This window comes from Chryseobacterium bernardetii (assembly GCF_003815975.1).
Lineage (GTDB): Bacteria > Bacteroidota > Bacteroidia > Flavobacteriales > Weeksellaceae > Chryseobacterium > Chryseobacterium bernardetii.
The window spans coordinates 4795960-4814084 of record NZ_CP033932.1 but is presented as its reverse complement, the minus strand read 5'-3'; the positions used below and the strand labels follow the sequence as shown (position 1 = coordinate 4814084).

Here is an 18125-nt window from a genome sequence, read left to right as displayed (position 1 = left end):
CAAAGCGTAGTGAAGAATCTCAACGATAATCTCTCGCAGATTTCACAGATGACGCAGATCTTTATGCATAATCATCCGTGAAAACCTGTGCTATCTGTGGTAGAAAAAATCTGCTGGATCTGCTCAAACCGCGATATATAAGAAGAAAAAGATAGGAATCTAAATAAAGAGTTGAACATTAATCCTTAAAAATAAAACAATGAATATCACAAAAATCTTCAGTGATAAAAAAGGAGAAACTCATTTTGAAACCATTGAAATTCCTCTTGTCAATCAGGGAGATATCGGTTTCCTTTCTGAAACACGTGCGGTTAAAAAGTTACAGTTCAGAAAAGTTTCTGCAGACTATGATTACGATTTTCATTGTGCACCACAAAAACAATATATTGTACTTTTGGATGGCGGAGTGGAAATAGAAACTTCACTGGGTGAGAAAAGGAAATTCCAGACAGGGGAAATTCTTCTGGTAGAAGATACTACAGGAAAAGGACATAAAACAAAAAATCTGGAGCCTAAAGAGAGAAAATCTCTGTTTATTTATATTTAAAAAGGATGATCTTCAGCGCTCAACTGTTAACTTTAGACTTAGAGCCATAAACCTTAAATTTTATTATGAAAACACTGCATTTTTTAGTCATAGGAAAGAATCAGGAAATTCTGGATGTATTAAAAAGAATTATTGAAAACAATGAAGGCTGGACGGCCGAAATCCAGAGTGATGAGGACTTCTGTTATGAATATATCACAGAAAACCATGTAGATATTGTGCTTCTGAGTTCAGGATTGGAGGACCGGTTTGAAAAAGATGTGAAAGTATTTTGTGCCGGTTTAGATAAAGATGTTAAAGTAATTGACCATTACGGAGGCGGAAGTGGGCTTTTAAAGAACGAAGTTTACAGTCTTTTTCCTAATTTGCAGGAGTAAATTTTACTCCATGTTTAAAAACATTATCAAAAACATTACAAGATTCATCACTCTCACACCGGAAGAAGAGAAAATTTTTACAGATTTACTGGTGTGTGAGAAATTTCCCAAAAAGACAGTTTTATTAAGAGAGGGAGAGATCTGTCAGTTTGAAGGTTATATTCACAAAGGATGTTTGAGGATGTATTGTCTGGATGATAATGGAACAGAAGTCACATTACTGTTTGCCATTGAAGACTGGTGGATTAGTGATATAGCCTCATTTCAGGAACAGAAACCTTCCAAAGTCTATATTGAAACCCTTGAAGACTCAGAAATTTATATGCTGAATCCGACAACAAAAGAAAAACTCTTAAATGAGGTTCCTAAGTTTGAAAGAGTTTTCAGAATGCTGGTACAAAGAAATCTCACTACCCTTCAAAGCCGATTGGTAGACACCATCTCCAAATCTGCCTCCAACCGGTACCTTGAATTTATCAAAGTATACCCTTCCATTCCGCAAAGAGTCGCACAATATTATATTGCTTCTTATCTCGGTGTTTCAAAAGAATTTGTAAGTACCATCAGAAAACGTCTGGCTTCAAAAGAAAAGTAGAAATACCAACCCTTACCAAAGTTTTAAATCTTGACAAGGGTCAGACCTTATTTATTTTTATTCAGCCACTCCAGTCTTCTCTGATCAGGAAGGTGTTTGATCTGAAAATGTTCGAATTTTGCATTGAAACCATTTCCATCCGGACAGGCAGCCATCAAGCCTACCATAACGGGCGTATTGTCCTGCAGATGAGCATTTCTCATCATAATATAATTCTTGTCATCAAAAGAGTAGAAGATTTCAACAGCATCCAAACGTCTGATTGCCTTGATCCATACAGCCTGTGGTTTTTCTTTAAGTTCTATTACACTCCAGTCACTTGTGGTGTGGGTAACTACAGTACTTAAGTTATATTTTCCATCTACATATTCAATTCCAAATTTGATATAATTTTGATGATCTGTACGAAGCATCAGCCCCATCTGATCAAACCGGGCTTTGTAATCACCTGTAATTTTGACTTTAACTTCAAATTCCCCACCATAGGTAGAATAATAAAACGGAGCATCATCCACCGTAAATCCATAATGAGAAATCCGCCAATAGTCACTTTGCGGAGTAACGAACATCAATAATGAATTGTCTTTTATTTCCCATTTTTCAGGCTCATTGAACCAATTCATTTTCTCTAAACGCTGTGCTCTGACATCATGCAGAAACCCCGTCATGAAAGACAGAGAGGTCGCTAATAATAATTTTTTCATTAAAAAATATAAAGTTTAGTATAAAACAGAAGGTTATTGCTTGAAACTGATGTTCCGTTTCATTGAATGACCATTAAAAAATCTATATTTACAAAGGTAAATTCCCCAAAAACAGAATTCAATAGTTAGAAATAACCATACAATGAATATTAAAGCTAAGCTTGATAAAGCGTTATTAAACCAGTCTTTTGAAAATGAAGGCGTCTCCGGGATCTGGCTAAAATACCGGACGATTGCAAAAATGTATTCTGAAATTGAAAATGCGATCTGTGTTTTGACAGACCTTAAAACCAGAAAAAGTGTCATTCACTATGGCGGTATGAGCTCGCTGATCGGGGATGATCGTAGGGGGGAAGAAACAGAGATCTCTTCTATATGGGAAGATGATATCCTTAATAAAATGCACCCTGAAGATGTAAGAAAAAAGCAGATTCTGGAACATTATTTTTTTCATTTTTTGAAAGAGATTCCCATGGCTGAACGGATGGATTATTATATGGCTGTTAACCTTAGAATGCGCAGCCGTTCAGGGGAATATCTCACGGTATTGCACCGGATGTTCTATGCTGTAGAGGAAGAGAATGTGAGACTGGCACTTTGTATTTATAATGTATCCGGAAACAATGTGAATACCCTGCTTCACGAGAATGGGGTCATTATTAATTCTATGAATGGCACTACACTGTATTATAATGAATTTAAATATAGAGATCTGTTATCGGCAAGGGAGAAAGAGGTGCTGTTGATGATCGCTCATGGAAAAATGAGTAAAGAAATTGCAGAGTCACTTGAAATCAGCTTGAATACTGTCAACAGACATCGGCAAAATATTCTTCAGAAGCTGCAGGTAAAGAACTCAATTGAAGCTTACAGACTGGCCAAAGCAATGGAATTGGTTTAAATAAAAATAAAATTGCATCGGGAAAAAAATATTCTTCTTCAGGTCATTTATTAAACTAGTTAAATGTACAGCTCCTTTCATTGGTCTAAATTTGTCATATCAAAACAAACAAATACCAATTGAGATATGAACAGAAAAGATTTTTTAAAAAAAGGGTTACTCGGAACAGGAATGTTTGTAGCATCTGCTTCTCTGGGAAATACCATGCAAAATGAAATTGACGAAATAGAGCCGCTAGAGCCCATAGGATATAATCATTTGCCTAATACAGACTCGAAAATTAAAGAAAATTCTGTTATTCATAAAGCAGATTCAAGAGGAAAGGCAGATCATGGCTGGTTATTGAGCCAGCATACCTTCAGTTTTGCCAATTACTATAATCCCGAAAGAATGCACTTCGGAGTATTGAGGGTTTTGAACGATGACAGAGTAGAAGCAGGCCGGGGTTTCGGAACCCATCCCCATGATAATATGGAAATCATCAGTATTCCTTTAGAAGGTGATCTGGAGCATAAAGACAGCATGGGAAATACAGCTGTTATCAAAAGTGGAGATATCCAGGTGATGAGTGCCGGAACAGGAATCATGCACAGTGAGTTCAATAAAAACAGTGATCAGTTGGTGAAATTTCTTCAGATCTGGGTGTATCCTAAAAAAAGGAATGTAACGCCAAGATATGATCAGATTACTTTAGATAAAACAAAAAGCCATAACCAATTCCAGCAGATTCTTTCCCCAAATGCTGATGATGAAGGCGTTTGGATTCACCAGGATGCGTGGTTTCACCTGGGAACTTTTGACCAGGGAAAAGAGATTAACTATCAGATCCGAAAGAAAGGAAACGGAGTTTATGCCTTTATCATTAAAGGAAGCGCCAAAATCGAAGGTCAGCAAATAAGCGAAAGAGATGGTTTCGGAGTATGGGATATTAAAGATTTAAATATAAAAGCCACCAAAGAAAACACAGAAATTCTTCTTATGGAAGTTCCTATGACGATGTGAGAAAATTTCTGATAAAAAAGAATAATGAACTAGTTTCATTAATATTGTTGATCCGGCCCTCTTTTTTAAGGGGGCTTTTTTGCATAATGTAATTTCAAAAAAGATGAAAATAATGGTCATTTACAAACCAGGCAACTTTCTTCTTTCCTTTCCCGGCTTCAAACTAAAATTAGCAAAATCCAAAAAAAATCCCGATTTTTGCACTCCTTCATTAAACCCGAGTTCATGAAATTATGTATTGCCGAAAAACCAAGTGTTGCCAGAGATATCGCCAAAGTATTAGGTGCTACCACATCTAAACAAGGCTATATGGAAGGGAACGGCTATTGCGTAACATGGACGTTCGGACATCTTTGTACCTTAAAAGAACCTCACGATTACAGTCCGCAGTTCAAATCCTGGAACTTATTTTCATTACCTATTATTCCCAGCAGTTTTGGTATCAAGCTTATCCCGAATAAAGGCGTGGAAACCCAGTTTAAAGTTATCGAAAAATTAGTGGAGGAATGTGATGAGGTCATTAACTGCGGGGATGCCGGGCAGGAGGGAGAACTCATCCAGCGTTGGGTACTGCAGAAAGCAAAATGCAACAAGCCCGTTCAGCGTTTATGGATTTCTTCATTAACGGAAGATGCCATCAAAGAAGGTTTTGCAAGCCTGAAGCCTGCGGAAGATTATAAAAATCTCTATCTGGCCGGAAATGCCAGGGCTATTGGAGATTGGTTATTGGGAATTAATGCAACAAGGCTTTTCACCAAAAAATTTGGGGGGAATAAAGCGGTACTTTCCATCGGAAGGGTACAGACCCCTACGTTGGCTATGCTGGTGCAGCGCCAGAAAGAAATTGATGCCTTTACCACAGAAGAATATTGGGAACTGAAAACCAAATACCGTGATGTAATTTTCAATGCAGCAATTGATCGTCTGAAAACACTAGAAAGAGCAGAAAAAGGGCTGGAATACCTTAAAGTAAACCCTTTTGAGATCGTTTCTTTCGAAATTAAAGAAGGAAAAGAAAAGAATCCAAGACTTTTCGACTTAACCGGGTTACAGGTAGAAGCCAACAAAAAATATGGCTATTCTGCAGAAAATACACTGAATTATGTGCAGAGTCTTTATGAAAAGAAGCATGTAACCTATCCGCGTGTGGATACAACCTACTTATCAGATAGTTTATATCCGAAAATAGAAGGTATTCTTCGAAAAATGTATCCGTATCAGGAATTGATTGCTCCTTTGCTGGAAGCTCCGATTCCAAAATCGAAAGCAGTATTTGACGATACCAAAGTAACCGATCACCATGCGATCATTCCTACAGAAGTGCCGCCTTCTCAAAACCTGAGCAGGGAAGAAAAGCTTATCTATGACCTGATTGCGAAACGCTTTATTGCTGTTTTTTATCCGGAATGTAAAATTTCAAATACCCTTGTAGAAGGAAAAGTGGGAACCATCCCTTTCAAAACCAGTGGAAGACAAATCCTGGAGCCGGGATGGAGAACCGTTTATGCCAAAGAACCCAAAGAAGAATCTACCGATAAGGAAAAAGAAAAGGAGGAAGAACAGACCATTCCTGAATTTATTGTAGGAGAAACAGGGCCACACGATCCAATGATCCACCAGGGAAAAACCACCCCGCCAAAACCTTATACAGAAGCAACCTTGCTGAGAGCCATGGAAACTGCCGGAAAACAGGTTGAGGATGAAGAATTACGTGAAATGCTCAAGAACAACGGGATCGGAAGGCCATCTACCCGGGCGAACATCATTGAAACCCTTTTCAAAAGAAAATATATTGAAAAGAAAAGAAAAAATCTGATCGCCACCCAAACAGGAATTCAGCTTATCGATACCATTGAGGACGAACTTTTAAAGAGCCCGGAACTTACAGGTGAATGGGAATCTAAACTTCGTAAGATTGAAAAAGGTGAGTATGAAGCGAACCTTTTCAAAGAAGAACTGATCCAGATGGTAACAGAACTCACTGATAAAGTTGTTTATGGAAAAGGAAAAGTAATTACCCTGCAGGACGAAGAAAAAGAAGAGGTAAAGGAAAAGAAAAAAAGAGAACCTGCCCAGAAGAAAGAACTCCAGTCCTGGGAAGAAACAAAGTGTCCGAAGTGTAAGGAACATACCCTGATTAAAGGTAAAACCGCTGTTGGTTGTTCTGACTTCAAAAACTGCGGATTTAAGATTACTTTTGAAATCTTCGGGAAAAAATTATCTGATAAGCAGCTTTTAGACCTTGTTTTAAAAGGGAAAACCTCAAAATTGAAAGGATTTAGCGCTCATCCGGAAGGCCTTACAGAAGGTATTCTGACTTTGAGTGATGACTTTCAGGTACAGCTTGGCTGATCGTTTCGCTAATGAGACATTGTTCTATATAACTTGATAACCTGTTACTTTCTCTATTATCACAATTGAAGACATAATAATTTTCTGGAAAAGTCTCAATAAAAACGAACTCTATTAGATTGAATATCTGTAAACTTTATGATGGCAATACTTAAAAAAATGCTTTGGTAATGTCAGATAATGTTGTTAAATTTATAGTTAGTTTTTAATGACAATATTTTATTACAGCTCTTTAATTTATTAATCATGAAAAAACAAATCTTTATCGCTGCACTGTCTCTGGGGGCAAATGCCTTAGGAACCAACCAGCTTATGGCACAAAATTCAGAGCAGGTGAGTACATCAGTAAATATTATTTTATCGGATGTTATTGCAATGGACATTGGTACTGTTGCATCAAAAGGCGCTGTAGATTTTAGTTATGGGAGCACAAAAGACTATAATTCATCGAAAAATGTGACCATTCCCAACAGTTTAGTCATTATTTCCTCCAAAAACTTTGATGTAAAAGTAAAATCTGAAGGGACACACTTTGTAAGCGGAGCCAATGTAATTCCTGTAGATATTTTACAGATAAAAGCAATACCGGGCGGGAGTTTGACGGGAACCCTGAATGAGGTCACTTTATCTGCAACAGATCAGGTGTTGGTGAGCAATGCAAGTTTAGGTACTAAACAGTCTTTAAATATTGCCTACTTTATTTCGGCGGAAAAAGCATCCAAGATACTGTTGGGAAAACCACAGGGAACCTATACCCAAAAAATAACTTATACTGCCACAGCATTGTAAATAATACCAGTTTTTAAATAGAAAAGCCCTCAACACTTCAAAAGTGTTGAGGGCTTTTCTATTTAAGCATATGAATAAACCGTGTAGTTATTTTACTACATGAACTTCCGTTTTCCACTACAAAGAAGCTTTTATCCCCGCTGTAGATTTGTAGTGTTCAAAGAGAGCAATTAAACAAGAATAACAATTAAATATTACTATCATGACAAAGCAAATAGCAATCACAGCCTTAACTATTGGAGCAATCATATTAGGAACTAGCAATGTTCAAGCTCAAAATACAACTGCAACCACTACCGTAAACATTACCCTGAATGATGTAATCTCTATTGACGCAGGAAGTACTGCAATTGGTAATACAGTTGACTTTAACTATGTTACTGCAGCAGATTATAACTCTGATCAAACGATTACTAAAGCTAATTCTTTAAAAGTGACTTCCACAAAGAACTTTAATATTAAAGTAAAAGCAGGGGGTGCTAACTTTATGAATGGAACCAACTTAATCCCTGTAAATGTTTTGACGATCAAAGCAGCTACAGCTGCCGGAACCATGGGTGGAACAAAAAGCGCAGTAGTTTTATCTGCAACGGATCAGACTTTAGTAGCCAATGCCCCTCTTGGAAGTGCATTAACACTGAATCTGGACTACACCATTCCAGCAGCCAAATCATCATCTTCTGATATTTTAGGTAAACCAGCCGGAACTTATACGCAAACAGTAACTTATACAGCGACTGCTTTATAAGTTAATTTTTTTCATATTAATATTTTGTGATTTGGTGTTTCGAAGGCTTCCTCAGGAGGCCTTTGATTTTGTGTGTATTGATACCGTTATAGAGAAATTCAAAATCAGGGAATAAGTATCTGTCAGCTGTAAGGCAGAATCTATGGTATAACAGGAATTTATAAGCCCTCAGTACTTCCAAAGTATTGAGCGCTTTTCTTTTTAAATCAAATGAATAAACCGTGTAGTGATTTTACTACATGAACTTCCTTTTTCCACTACAAAGAAACTTTTATCGTCGCTGTAGATTTGTAGTGTTCAAAAGGAACAATTAAGTAAAAAATAACAATAAAATATTACCATCATGAAAAAACAAATCTTAATCACAGCCTTAACTATTGGAGCAATCATATTTGGAACTAACCATGTTCAAGCTCAAAATATAACTGCAACCACTACCGTAAACATTACCCTGAATGATGTAATCTCTATTGATGCAGGAAGTACTGCAATTGGTAATACGGTTGACTTTAATTATGTTACTGCAGCAGACTATAATTCTGATCAAACGATTACTAAAGCTAATTCTTTAAAAGTGACTTCCACAAAGAACTTTAATATTAAAGTAAAAGCAGGGGGTGCTAACTTTATGAATGGAACCAACTTAATTCCTGTAAATGTTTTGACGATCAAAGCAGCTACAGCTGCCGGAACCATGGGTGGAACAAAAAGCGCAGTAGTTTTATCTGCAACGGATCAGACTTTAGTAGCCAATGCTCCTCTTGGAAGTGCATTAACACTGAATCTGGACTACACCATTCCAGCAGCCAAATCATCATCTTCTGATATGTTAGGTAAACCAGCCGGAACTTATACGCAAACGGTAACTTATACCGCGACTGCTTTATAAAAAACACAGCAATTATAATAAGCCCTCAAACTTTTAAGTGTTGAGGGCTATTTAATCCATATGAATAAACGGTGTAGTTATTTTACTACATGAACTTCCGTTTTCCACTACAAAGAAGCTTTTATCCCTGCTGTAGATTTGTAGTGTTCAAAGAGAACAATTAAACAAGAATAACAATTAAATATTACTGCCATGACAAAACAAATCGCAATCATAACCTTAACTATTGGAGAGATCATACTAGGAACTAATCATGTTCAAGCTCAAAATACAACCGCAACCAATACCGTAAGCATTACCCTGAACGATGTAATCTCTATGGACGCAGGAAGTACTGCAAGTGGTGGTACAGTTGTCTTTAACTATGTTACTGCAGCAGACTATAATTCTGATCAAGCGATTACTAAAACCAACTCTTTAAAAGTTACTTCCACAAAGAACTTTAATGTAAAGGTAAAAGCAGGTGGCCCGACTTTCGTCAATGGTTCAAACTCAATTCCTGCAGATGTTTTGACAATCAAAGCTGCAGCAGCTCCTGGAAATATGGGCGGAACAAAAAACGATGTGGTTTTATCTCCAGGAGAAAGAACCTTAGTGGCCAATGCTCCTCTTGGAAGTGCATTAACACTGAATCTGGACTACATCATTCCAGCAGTCAAATCATCATCTTCTGATATGTTAGGTAAACCAGCCGGAACTTATACGCAAACGGTAACTTATACCGCGACTGCTTTATAATAAAATTTTAGTTTGAAGGTTCCTTTTGATACATTTTCAGTAGTTTTGAGAATCTGTTACTATTAAACTATTTACACCATGCACAAGTTTATTCACCTTTTCATTTTCTTTATCCTTACAGGGTCTTCCTCACTTCTGGCACAAAGTATTTCCATGTCGCCTACACGCTTGTTTTTCACAGGTAAACCAGGAGAAAAAGTGACACGGACAGTTACGCTTCAAAACAGTTCGGATAAAGATTATGTTTTTAATCTCAACTATAAAGATTGGTTTAGAGAAGAAGACGGAAATAAGGTTTATCTTGAAGCTGGCAGTTCAAAAACTTCCAATGCCTCATGGATGTCTACCTTAGAAAACACTGTAACAGTTCCTGCAAAAAGTACAAAGGAGATTGTTGTAACCATGCAGATTCCGGCAAACGCATCAACGTCTGCTGTTACGAACAGTATGTTATTTTTTACCCAACTTCCTCAGCAGGCAGATAAAGCGCGTATTCAGAATGGTATTGGTATTATCACCTTATTTGAGGTGGGACTTCACATCTTTTATACTCCACCTGGAAATCAGGTAAAAAGTTTGGATATTACCAATATTTCAGAGATGAATAATGCGAATGCAGCGAACAGAAAAGTCGCAGTAAGCATTCATAATGATGGAAACACCGTTAATGATGCCACCGTTACGTTTGAACTCACTGATACAGACAGTGGGAAGGAAATAAAATTACCCGCAATTTCTATCTCCATGCTTCCGGATACCAATCAGGTCGTTCAGTTTCCTTTACCGGAGAACATTTCAGGGAATTTCCTTGGTGTGGCTATTATCAAAATGGCAGAATCCAATGATTTACGCGTAGGAGAAAAAAACTTCAAATTTTAAAATTAAGCCTTGAAACCACAGAATGGAATATCAATATCAGTGCTAAGAAGAACAATCTTATTTTTTGTATTTGTTCTTCTGCACTTTTCGTTGGCCTTTGCGCAGGAAAGGAAGGATATCCAAATCCATTTTGAAAATGACAGTGTAGCTGTTCAGAAGGGCTCTACTTTTACCAATTTCCTGGTCATTGAAAATAAAAGTTCTGAGGAGATTATCATTCAGAATATCATACCTCAGGAAAAATATCCGGGATTGCTTTTCTATCCTAAGAATGATTTTACCTTAGGTGCGGGCCAGTCTAAAAATCTTCCTGTAAAACTGATCGCCAACGTGGATTTTATGAAACTGAGATCCAATAAGATCCAGTTTCAGGTTTCTTACGTTACCCCAACGGTCACCAGAACTGAAAGTGCCTCGTTCTTCGTTGCTAAAGAAGAAAACAAAAACATCGCAATTTATACATCCACATACGAAAATTTCATTAACCCTGCTTTACCCCAATCCTCAATTCAGCTGATTGTAGAAAACCAAGGTTATAGTAAAAGAACCGTTAAGATTGATTTGCAGTCTATTCCTGATGGTTTGGAGATAATGCCAAAACAGCAAACCGTATCTCTGGAAGGTTTAGAAAAACAAACGGTTGAGATCAAAATTGCGGTCAGAAAACAGAATACACTTTATCCGGAATTTAATATTAATGCAACCGTCACAGACCTGCTTGATAATAAAATAGCAGGAGGTAACACGCTCTACTTGGTTATTTTATCACACAACAGGCAAATTGCCCGTGGAAACGAAGCGGTGAGCGGAAGTAATTTCGCGGAAATTAGTTATAATGAAAACAGCTCAGGTTTCAATTATCTTCAATTGAGAGGAAATACAGCGTTCCGGGTGACTGAGAATCTGAAATCACGCTTCAATATTGGTGCAGATTACTATCTGGACGGCCGATATAATCTATATGATACCTGGCTGGAACTCGAGAGAAAAAATACGGCGTTACGGATTGGAAATGTTAATAGTAACGATTACGATTATCCGGTTTTCGGGAGAGGAGGGAAAGTTTCTGCCAAATTTGGTGAAAATAATCAGATGGAAATTCTTGCGCTGGAAAATAATTATAACCTGTACGGTACTTATTTCCAACAAACAAAAGGATCTACCGTGGTGGGGGCAAAATACAGTTTTGGAAATACTAAATCCTTTAATGGGAAAGTTTCCTATATATTCGATCATGATCCGCGCTTTAACGTAGAGACGCAGGTAGCGGACGCGGTAACATCATTTTTAATTAACGATAAACACACCATCCGTACGGAAGTAGGTCTGAGCCATGAAAAAGGTCTTGTGAACAAAGATGAGAACGCAGGAGCTTCAATGGGAGCTAATTATGAGGGGAAAATAGGGAAATGGGATATACAATCTGTCAATTCCTTTGCCACTAAAAGTTATGCAGGGATCAAACGGGGATCCTTTTTTTCAAATCAGAGGATCGGCCACCAATTTTCTGATTCTCAGCGAGCTTTTATACAGTATCAGAATTCGCAGGTAGAACCTGAGTTCCTGAGTTTCCAGAGTGAGCCAATCCAGCCTGGGAATACTGCTAATTTGCGTTATTATTTCAACAGTACAGAAGCTTTGGGATTAGGGTATCAGTTTTCTTTAAACAAGTGGAATTTTCTACTTTCTCCAAAGGTTGAAAGGCAAAAAACAGCTAATTTTTACACATCGAAGGAACTTTTTTCTTACCGGTTGGAAGCCAATATAAGCACTACATTAGGTGGCCACGGATTGAACCTGACGGCAGAATATTCTTATTCAAAAGATAACAATAAGCCGGAATGGTTCAACAGTCTGAAAGCAACTTTATCTTACAGGTATAAATCATTCTCACTCAACGGAACAGCCCAATGGAACGCAACCAGTGTCTTTGATTTAAATTCTTATTACGAGGTAAACCGTAATTTCGCCAACTACAATGTATATGCCTCATATAATTTCCAGATGTTTAATCATAATCTCACCGGATCTTTTTCAGCCGGAACCTTCTATTCGGAACTTTATAAAAACTTAAACAGCAATATCACCGGTAACCTGGAATATAAGATTTCACCTTCCTGGTCCACTACAGGTTATTTTAATCTTTCAGGTTATAAATCTACGGCTGAATATGCAGGCAGTGGAAGTTATTACCAGTTCAGAGTGGGGATTAAAAAATATTTTACTACAGCTACGGCTCTCGGAAATTATAAAGTGACATTCCAGTTCTTTGAAGATAAAAATTTCAATGGACTTCTGGAGTCCGGCGAATCAGTACTTGCTAATGAAATTGTAAAACTGGACAATTATGTAGCGATGACAGATAAGAATGGAAAAGTAGTTTTTCAGAATGTGCCCGAAGGTACTTACACCCTGAAAGTGAACGAAAGTGCGGGCGCCCGGTTAATGATGGACCCTGTCATTATGGTACATAACAATATTAACCGCAAAGTAAGCTTGGTAAAAAACATCAGGGTAAGCGGGAAATTAACAGAGATCAAACAAGCCTACGATACGGTGGAGACGGATGTAACAGGAATCGTGGTGTATGCAAAAAGTGAAGATGATACGATCTATACTGCCGTAGTTAACCAGAAAAATGAGTTTGAATTTTTCTTGAAAGATGGAAAATACGACCTCTATATTGAAAATGATAAATACAGCTATACACAACCTACCCAAACTATTCAGGTGACGAAGGAAGGTTACTCAAAAACCGTGGTTTTTGAATATAAGAAGAAAGACACCACCATTAAGGTGAAAAAGTTTTAAATTTAAAAGAATAAAAAAGATGAGGACTTTTCTAACAGGAATTTTTACTGTGTTCTGCGGGTATACAGCAACGAAAGCTCAGGATGTATACCTGTCAATTCCTGAAAATAATATTTTTAACAGGACTGAATTTACTTCAGTGCCTACAAGGGTAATGACAAATGCCAACAGAACAAACTGGGATTATACATTCTTTGGATTCGCGCCAATAGCTCCTACATTTACCTCTGTTTCCGGACCAACTTTTACTCACTCTTCTTCCTCATTTACTTTACCCGGCTCCACTCTTCTATGGCAGTTAGAAAGTATGGGCGGGCAGCTGCCATCTACTGGATTTTCAGGTTCTTTACCAGGTTTTCAGTCGTTCAGTACAAGCGCTGTAAAATGGTTTGAACCGCCAACAATCAGTCTCGGGGGAGGATTCAACCGGGGAAATATTAATTTTACATTTAAAATTCCTGCCTCACAATTTACTGCAAATGCCTTTCGGGCCGGGAATTACTCCATGGATATCACGCAGAATTATAATGACTTCACCCCCCGTAATTTTAAAACAATTTTAGTCATTCCTTCATCTATACGATGGATCACAAACTCTTTAACAAAATACATAGAAATATCTTCTTTGAATGATTATCGCAATACAAGCACACAGGTGTGGGATTTGGGAAATACGGAAATAGCGAATACGGTTGATTTTAATTTTTGGGCGAAAGCTGCTGCAACAACTGTTCAGTTCACATCCTCTAAAGGTGTTCCGGGAACCAGAAATATCGCAAGCATTAAATTGGGTAGTAATGGATCGGCACTCACCACCAAAGCCTTATCTTCCGACTTTCAGAATTTTTCCGCTGCTAATTTCAGTGTTGTAGCGGGAAACAGAAACAGCTTTATTCCACAGCTTTATGTATCTGCGGAAGAATTTAAAAACTTTTTTTTTGAAGCAGGAACGTATACGTTTGAATTGAACTTTAATGCCGGAAGTACAGATAACTCAATTAACAGTTTGCAAAATACGGCAGTTCAGGTAAAGGTGCTCCCTCTGTCGGAGATCACCATTCCCAGTTCAGGACGCAATGTAAACTTCAATTTTAATACAGCTGCCCAATACACCGATGGTCAGTCACAAATTATTCCAAACCAAATTATGCTGTCCAATAATGAAAATTTTGAACTCTACGTAAAATCGGACGAAAATTATTTTAAAAAAGGCGGCCTGCAGACCGACATCAATTCCAACATACTACAAATTGGCGTGGATGGAAGTTCTGTAAATGTACCCTTATCCAAAACTCCTCAAAAAATACTCTTTAACGGAACACCGGTTTTGGACCGGGCACTGAACATAAGATACACCATACCGCCTGCGGGTGCCCAAAGTTTGGTAGGGAAGGAAAATACCACTTACTCTGTCAATGTTTATTATAGCTTTACGGCAATTTAACAATGCTCTCTGAAATAGCTTGTTTATGGACTTCTTTGATAGCAATAATTAATTGCTGTATCAGTACGGTATTGATACATTAACGGCATTCAAAAAAAATATGCCGATGTTTTTGATTTCTTTGTGTTTGCAGCTGCTTAGATGACAATTTTGCTTTCATTTGCTGGCGAAAAGTTCTTCTATTGACATAAATAAGCGGTATATCCTCCAATAATTCGTTTTCTGAGCGTATTTTGTTCCAGCATTTTACGGCTGTGATTCCGCCGAAACCACAAAACTGTCCAAAAGATTTCCTGAAGTATCTCCATAGATCTTCCTTTGATGGGTTTTCTACATTAATTCCTATATTTTTCATTACTTCTGAATGTATTTTATTAGTCTTACTAGCAGTTATGCAGCTTTAGGATACCATTTTTATCTCGCATTACCCGGCTGCTTACAATCAGTAATCTGGTGATATTGTTCCATGTTCCATCTTTTACCTATTTGGTAATGCCGGTAAATAGTTGCCAGTGTGAAACCCTCACGGTATGTTACACCGGGCAAAGCCATCTTTAGTAAGATAAAATAAGACATTTATTATTTCAAGTAAGTTCCATTTGATTTTTTTTAAACTAATATGATATTTTTTATAACTTAACATCTTCTGGAAGAAAGGCCTGAACTATATGGTTTATTTACATTTAAACAATATACCTTTTTGCCTTTTTTTCAAAAAAAAATCAAACAGCTTCTAAAACCATGATACTGAATTTATGAATGATATCAACGAACTACAATTAAAAGTCGAAAGACTGGAAAACGAAATCAATTTCAAGAACGGACTGATCTCTATATTGTCTCATGACTCAAAAGAACTGTTTGGAATTGTTCTTTGGCTTATAGAATCGCTGGAGCAAAAGACCATAAGTGAGGAAGATTTTTTTAAATTGTTGCCGAAGGTAAAAAGCGATACACAGAAGAACCTTCAAACGGTCCAGAACAGCATTGCCTGGCTACACACGCAGTACGGGGAATATAAGATTAAACCCGTTAAAATCATGGTGATGGACCTCTTTCACTATTTAGAAGAAAAATATGATGCTAAATTAAAAGAAAAAGACATTAAATTTTATTTTAAAGGAGATCATAAGGCATTTCTTACAAGCGATCGCCTGCTGCTTGAATATGTTTTAGACAAAATTTTCAATAATGCGGTAAAGTACTCCTTTCCGGGACAAGATATATATTTACAGGTTGTTACGGAAGGTGATCAGGTTGTGCTTTCTGTGATTGATTTTGGAGCAGGAATGGTTGAAAAGTATTTATCTGCGATATACACCTATGATAATCCTATATTCCTGGGAACTGCAGGCGAGAAAGGAGTTGGCCTGAGTTTGAAAATTGTAAAAAATTTTATATCCTTGCTGGATGGAAACATCCAAATCATTTCCGCTGAAAACAAAGGTACTACGGTTTCCCTTTTTTTACGTAAATTTATAGAATGATGGGCTTAAAAGAAAATGTTCATATTGTTGTGGCAGATGATCATGGTATCGTCCGTATGGGTTTGATACAAACAATCAGACGATGGAGGCCCGATGTCATAATTTCAGAAGTAGAGGATTATAAATCCCTGTACAAATTAATTCAGAAAGAAAAATTGAATCTGGTCATTCTGGACGTTAATATGCCTAACGGTACTGTTCAGGAAGCAATAGATTACATAAAAATTCACCAACCTGAATTAAAAATTCTAATATTTTCTTCACAGGATGAAGAGTTGTATGGGATACGTTATCTAAAAATGGGTGCTGGCGGTTATCTAAGTAAGCTGAGTTCTACTGAAGTCATTGAGACTGCTTTAACGGCGATGCTCAGTAAGGGGCGATATGTAAGTGATAATATAAAAGAAGCTATTTTTTTAGAATCATTAAATGGTGCGGCAAAAAATTCTCCTTTTGAAGCGCTATCAGACCGCGAATTGCAAATTGCCAATAAGATTGCAGAAGGCCTTCCCCTCAAAGAAATTTCTAATCAACTGAATCTTCATTCTTCGACGATCAGTACCTACAAAAACAGGTTGTTTGAGAAACTGAAAATACGGTCAGTACCCGAATTGGTGGAGATTCTTAGGTTGTATAATCAGTAAATATTCTATCACAAAAATTGTGATTTGAAATTATGAAATACACTGCTTTTCTGTCTCTTTTCTGCTTCCTACAAGGCCGCAGTCAGATCTCTTTATACTGAGTGGCAGTTTCGGCGGAATATCTTGCGGTAGGAAAACCTGTACTGTACTACCAACTTCCAACATCCGGCTTATTTTGGAATCAATAATAAAAAATAGCTCAGTTCAGATTAAATTGAACCCATTTAGGGCTCTGTGGAGAATACGGGATTCGAACCCGTGGCCTTTTGACTGCCAGTCAAACGCGCTATTAAAAAAAAGAAATATTCAGATATCAGGATGTCCTAATTTACCATAAACTTCTTCGGAGATTTTCCGGTAATCTGGGTGAATTTTCTGTAAAAATATTCCAGCGTATTAAATCCGGATTCAAAACATATATTTTTAATTCCCATTTCCGGATTGTTGATCAATAATTGCTTAGCATGCTCTATCCTCAGCTGGATAATATATTCCACCGGAGTACAGTTGTAAGAATGTTTGAATTTCTTAAACAGATTAGCCTCACTCATTCCTGCTAAGGCTGACAGTTTTTTAATTGTAATAGGTTCTCTGTAATTGTGCCTGATAAAATGAACCACTTCCTGAAGCCCGTTTTGTACATTTCCTGTTTTGTCAGAGTGAAGCAGGATATGTTTTGCATTGGTCTTCATCAGTTCATAAATCAGCTCCTTAAGGCTTAAGCTTAAAAGAAAATCTGAGGTGTTATAAATACTTTCATCCACTCTTCTGTTGTAAAGATTCGTAAGACTTCTCCATAAAGATTCATCCGAGCTTACAAATTTTTTCACAGTATTTTCCTTCATCATAATTCCTGTTCTGTCCCAGTCAGGATGCCAGTTTTCTATAACCTCATGAAAAACACTGTCAATATATTCCTGTTCAATATTTAAAACAAGACACTTTGTAGGCTTTGCAGAAACAGGATGAATGTCTATACTAAGTTCCCTATTACAAGGCGGGATGAAGACGCTTCTTTCATTAAACTCAAATGTATCCTCTTCACTGCGGATGATTTTATTGCCACTAAGCATAAGCGTAATGACAGGCTTTTCAAAAAAGAAAGGAAAATTATGACACACTACATTCGTTTCAAATACATTCAATTCTCCAAAAGGAATGCTGAAAACGGTTCTTTCTTCGATCTTTTCCATAGGGTAGAGTTTAGGTTAAAAAAAA

18 protein-coding genes and 1 tRNA gene are annotated in these 18125 nt (G+C 37.2%); 15 read left to right on the top strand and 4 right to left on the bottom strand.

Features of this window, described 5'->3' with window-relative positions:
• Window positions 1-199: 199 nt before the first annotated feature.
• The 3 genes from EG339_RS21925 to EG339_RS21915 all read left to right on the top strand — a co-directional run bounded on the left by EG339_RS21925 (window position 200) and on the right by EG339_RS21915 (window position 1519).
• Entirely contained in the window at window positions 200-547 is a 348-nt protein-coding gene (locus EG339_RS21925) for a cupin domain-containing protein (RefSeq protein ID WP_123872135.1), read from the top strand.
• A gap of 65 nt (window positions 548-612) precedes the next feature.
• Entirely contained in the window at window positions 613-924 is a 312-nt protein-coding gene (locus tag EG339_RS21920) for a hypothetical protein (protein WP_123872132.1), read from the top strand.
• A gap of 10 nt (window positions 925-934) precedes the next feature.
• Window positions 935-1519, top strand: a complete 585-nt coding sequence (locus EG339_RS21915; protein WP_123872130.1) for a Crp/Fnr family transcriptional regulator — start codon at window positions 935-937, stop codon at window positions 1517-1519.
• A gap of 47 nt (window positions 1520-1566) precedes the next feature.
• Here the strand turns inward: EG339_RS21915 and EG339_RS21910 are convergent, their stop codons facing one another.
• A complete protein-coding gene (locus EG339_RS21910; RefSeq protein ID WP_123872128.1) occupies window positions 1567-2223 on the bottom strand; it encodes a DUF1349 domain-containing protein in 657 nt (218 codons plus the stop codon).
• 142 nt (window positions 2224-2365) lie between these two features.
• Here EG339_RS21910 and EG339_RS21905 point away from each other — a divergent pair, with 142 nt between their 5' ends.
• The 10 genes from EG339_RS21905 (at window position 2366) to EG339_RS21860 (ending at window position 14776) form a co-directional block, all read left to right on the top strand.
• Entirely contained in the window at window positions 2366-3124 is a 759-nt protein-coding gene (locus tag EG339_RS21905; RefSeq protein WP_123872126.1) for a response regulator transcription factor, read from the top strand.
• Window positions 3125-3250: 126 nt separating this feature from the next.
• Entirely contained in the window at window positions 3251-4126 is an 876-nt protein-coding gene (locus EG339_RS21900) for a pirin family protein (RefSeq protein ID WP_123872124.1), read from the top strand.
• A 225-nt stretch (window positions 4127-4351) separates the two neighbouring features.
• On the top strand, window positions 4352-6478 hold the full coding sequence (locus EG339_RS21895) for a type IA DNA topoisomerase (protein WP_123872122.1): 2127 nt from the start codon (window positions 4352-4354) through the stop codon (window positions 6476-6478).
• A gap of 246 nt (window positions 6479-6724) precedes the next feature.
• Window positions 6725-7267 (top strand): peptidoglycan-binding protein LysM, encoded by a 543-nt coding sequence (locus tag EG339_RS21890; protein WP_123872120.1) that lies wholly within the window; start codon window positions 6725-6727, stop codon window positions 7265-7267.
• Between the two features lie 202 nt (window positions 7268-7469).
• On the top strand, window positions 7470-8015 hold the full coding sequence (locus EG339_RS21885; protein WP_123872118.1) for a peptidoglycan-binding protein LysM: 546 nt from the start codon (window positions 7470-7472) through the stop codon (window positions 8013-8015).
• A gap of 343 nt (window positions 8016-8358) precedes the next feature.
• Window positions 8359-8904, top strand: coding sequence for a peptidoglycan-binding protein LysM (locus EG339_RS21880; RefSeq protein WP_123872116.1), 546 nt, complete (start codon window positions 8359-8361; stop codon window positions 8902-8904).
• A 192-nt stretch (window positions 8905-9096) separates the two neighbouring features.
• On the top strand, window positions 9097-9642 hold the full coding sequence (locus EG339_RS21875; RefSeq protein WP_123872114.1) for a peptidoglycan-binding protein LysM: 546 nt from the start codon (window positions 9097-9099) through the stop codon (window positions 9640-9642).
• 78 nt (window positions 9643-9720) lie between these two features.
• The gene (locus EG339_RS21870; protein ID WP_225718614.1) at window positions 9721-10521 is read left to right on the top strand and encodes a WxL protein peptidoglycan domain-containing protein; all 801 of its coding nucleotides are present in this window, start codon (window positions 9721-9723) and stop codon (window positions 10519-10521) included.
• A 9-nt stretch (window positions 10522-10530) separates the two neighbouring features.
• On the top strand, window positions 10531-13332 hold the full coding sequence (locus tag EG339_RS21865; protein ID WP_228459062.1) for a hypothetical protein: 2802 nt from the start codon (window positions 10531-10533) through the stop codon (window positions 13330-13332).
• Window positions 13333-13351: 19 nt separating this feature from the next.
• Window positions 13352-14776 carry a hypothetical protein gene (locus tag EG339_RS21860; protein ID WP_228459665.1) on the top strand — a complete coding sequence of 475 codons (1425 nt, stop codon included), beginning with the start codon at window positions 13352-13354 and terminating at the stop codon, window positions 14774-14776.
• 79 nt (window positions 14777-14855) lie between these two features.
• Here the strand turns inward: EG339_RS21860 and EG339_RS21855 are convergent, their stop codons facing one another.
• Window positions 14856-15131 (bottom strand): hypothetical protein, encoded by a 276-nt coding sequence (locus EG339_RS21855; RefSeq protein ID WP_123872111.1) that lies wholly within the window; start codon window positions 15129-15131, stop codon window positions 14856-14858.
• A 400-nt stretch (window positions 15132-15531) separates the two neighbouring features.
• Between EG339_RS21855 and EG339_RS21850 the strand changes: the two genes are divergently transcribed.
• Window positions 15532-16263, top strand: coding sequence for a sensor histidine kinase (locus tag EG339_RS21850; protein ID WP_123872109.1), 732 nt, complete (start codon window positions 15532-15534; stop codon window positions 16261-16263).
• Window positions 16260-16907: a response regulator gene (locus tag EG339_RS21845; protein WP_225718611.1), complete on the top strand. Its 648-nt coding sequence runs from the start codon at window positions 16260-16262 to the stop codon at window positions 16905-16907. Before EG339_RS21850 ends, EG339_RS21845 begins: the two co-directional genes overlap by 4 nt.
• A 235-nt stretch (window positions 16908-17142) precedes the next feature.
• Here the strand turns inward: EG339_RS21845 and EG339_RS24400 are convergent.
• Window positions 17143-17252, bottom strand: a tRNA-Ser gene (locus EG339_RS24400).
• Window positions 17231-18100, bottom strand: a complete 870-nt coding sequence (locus EG339_RS21840; protein ID WP_123872107.1) for a helix-turn-helix domain-containing protein — start codon at window positions 18098-18100, stop codon at window positions 17231-17233. Before EG339_RS21840 ends, EG339_RS24400 begins: the two co-directional genes overlap by 22 nt.
• Between the last annotated feature and the right edge of the window lie 25 nt (window positions 18101-18125).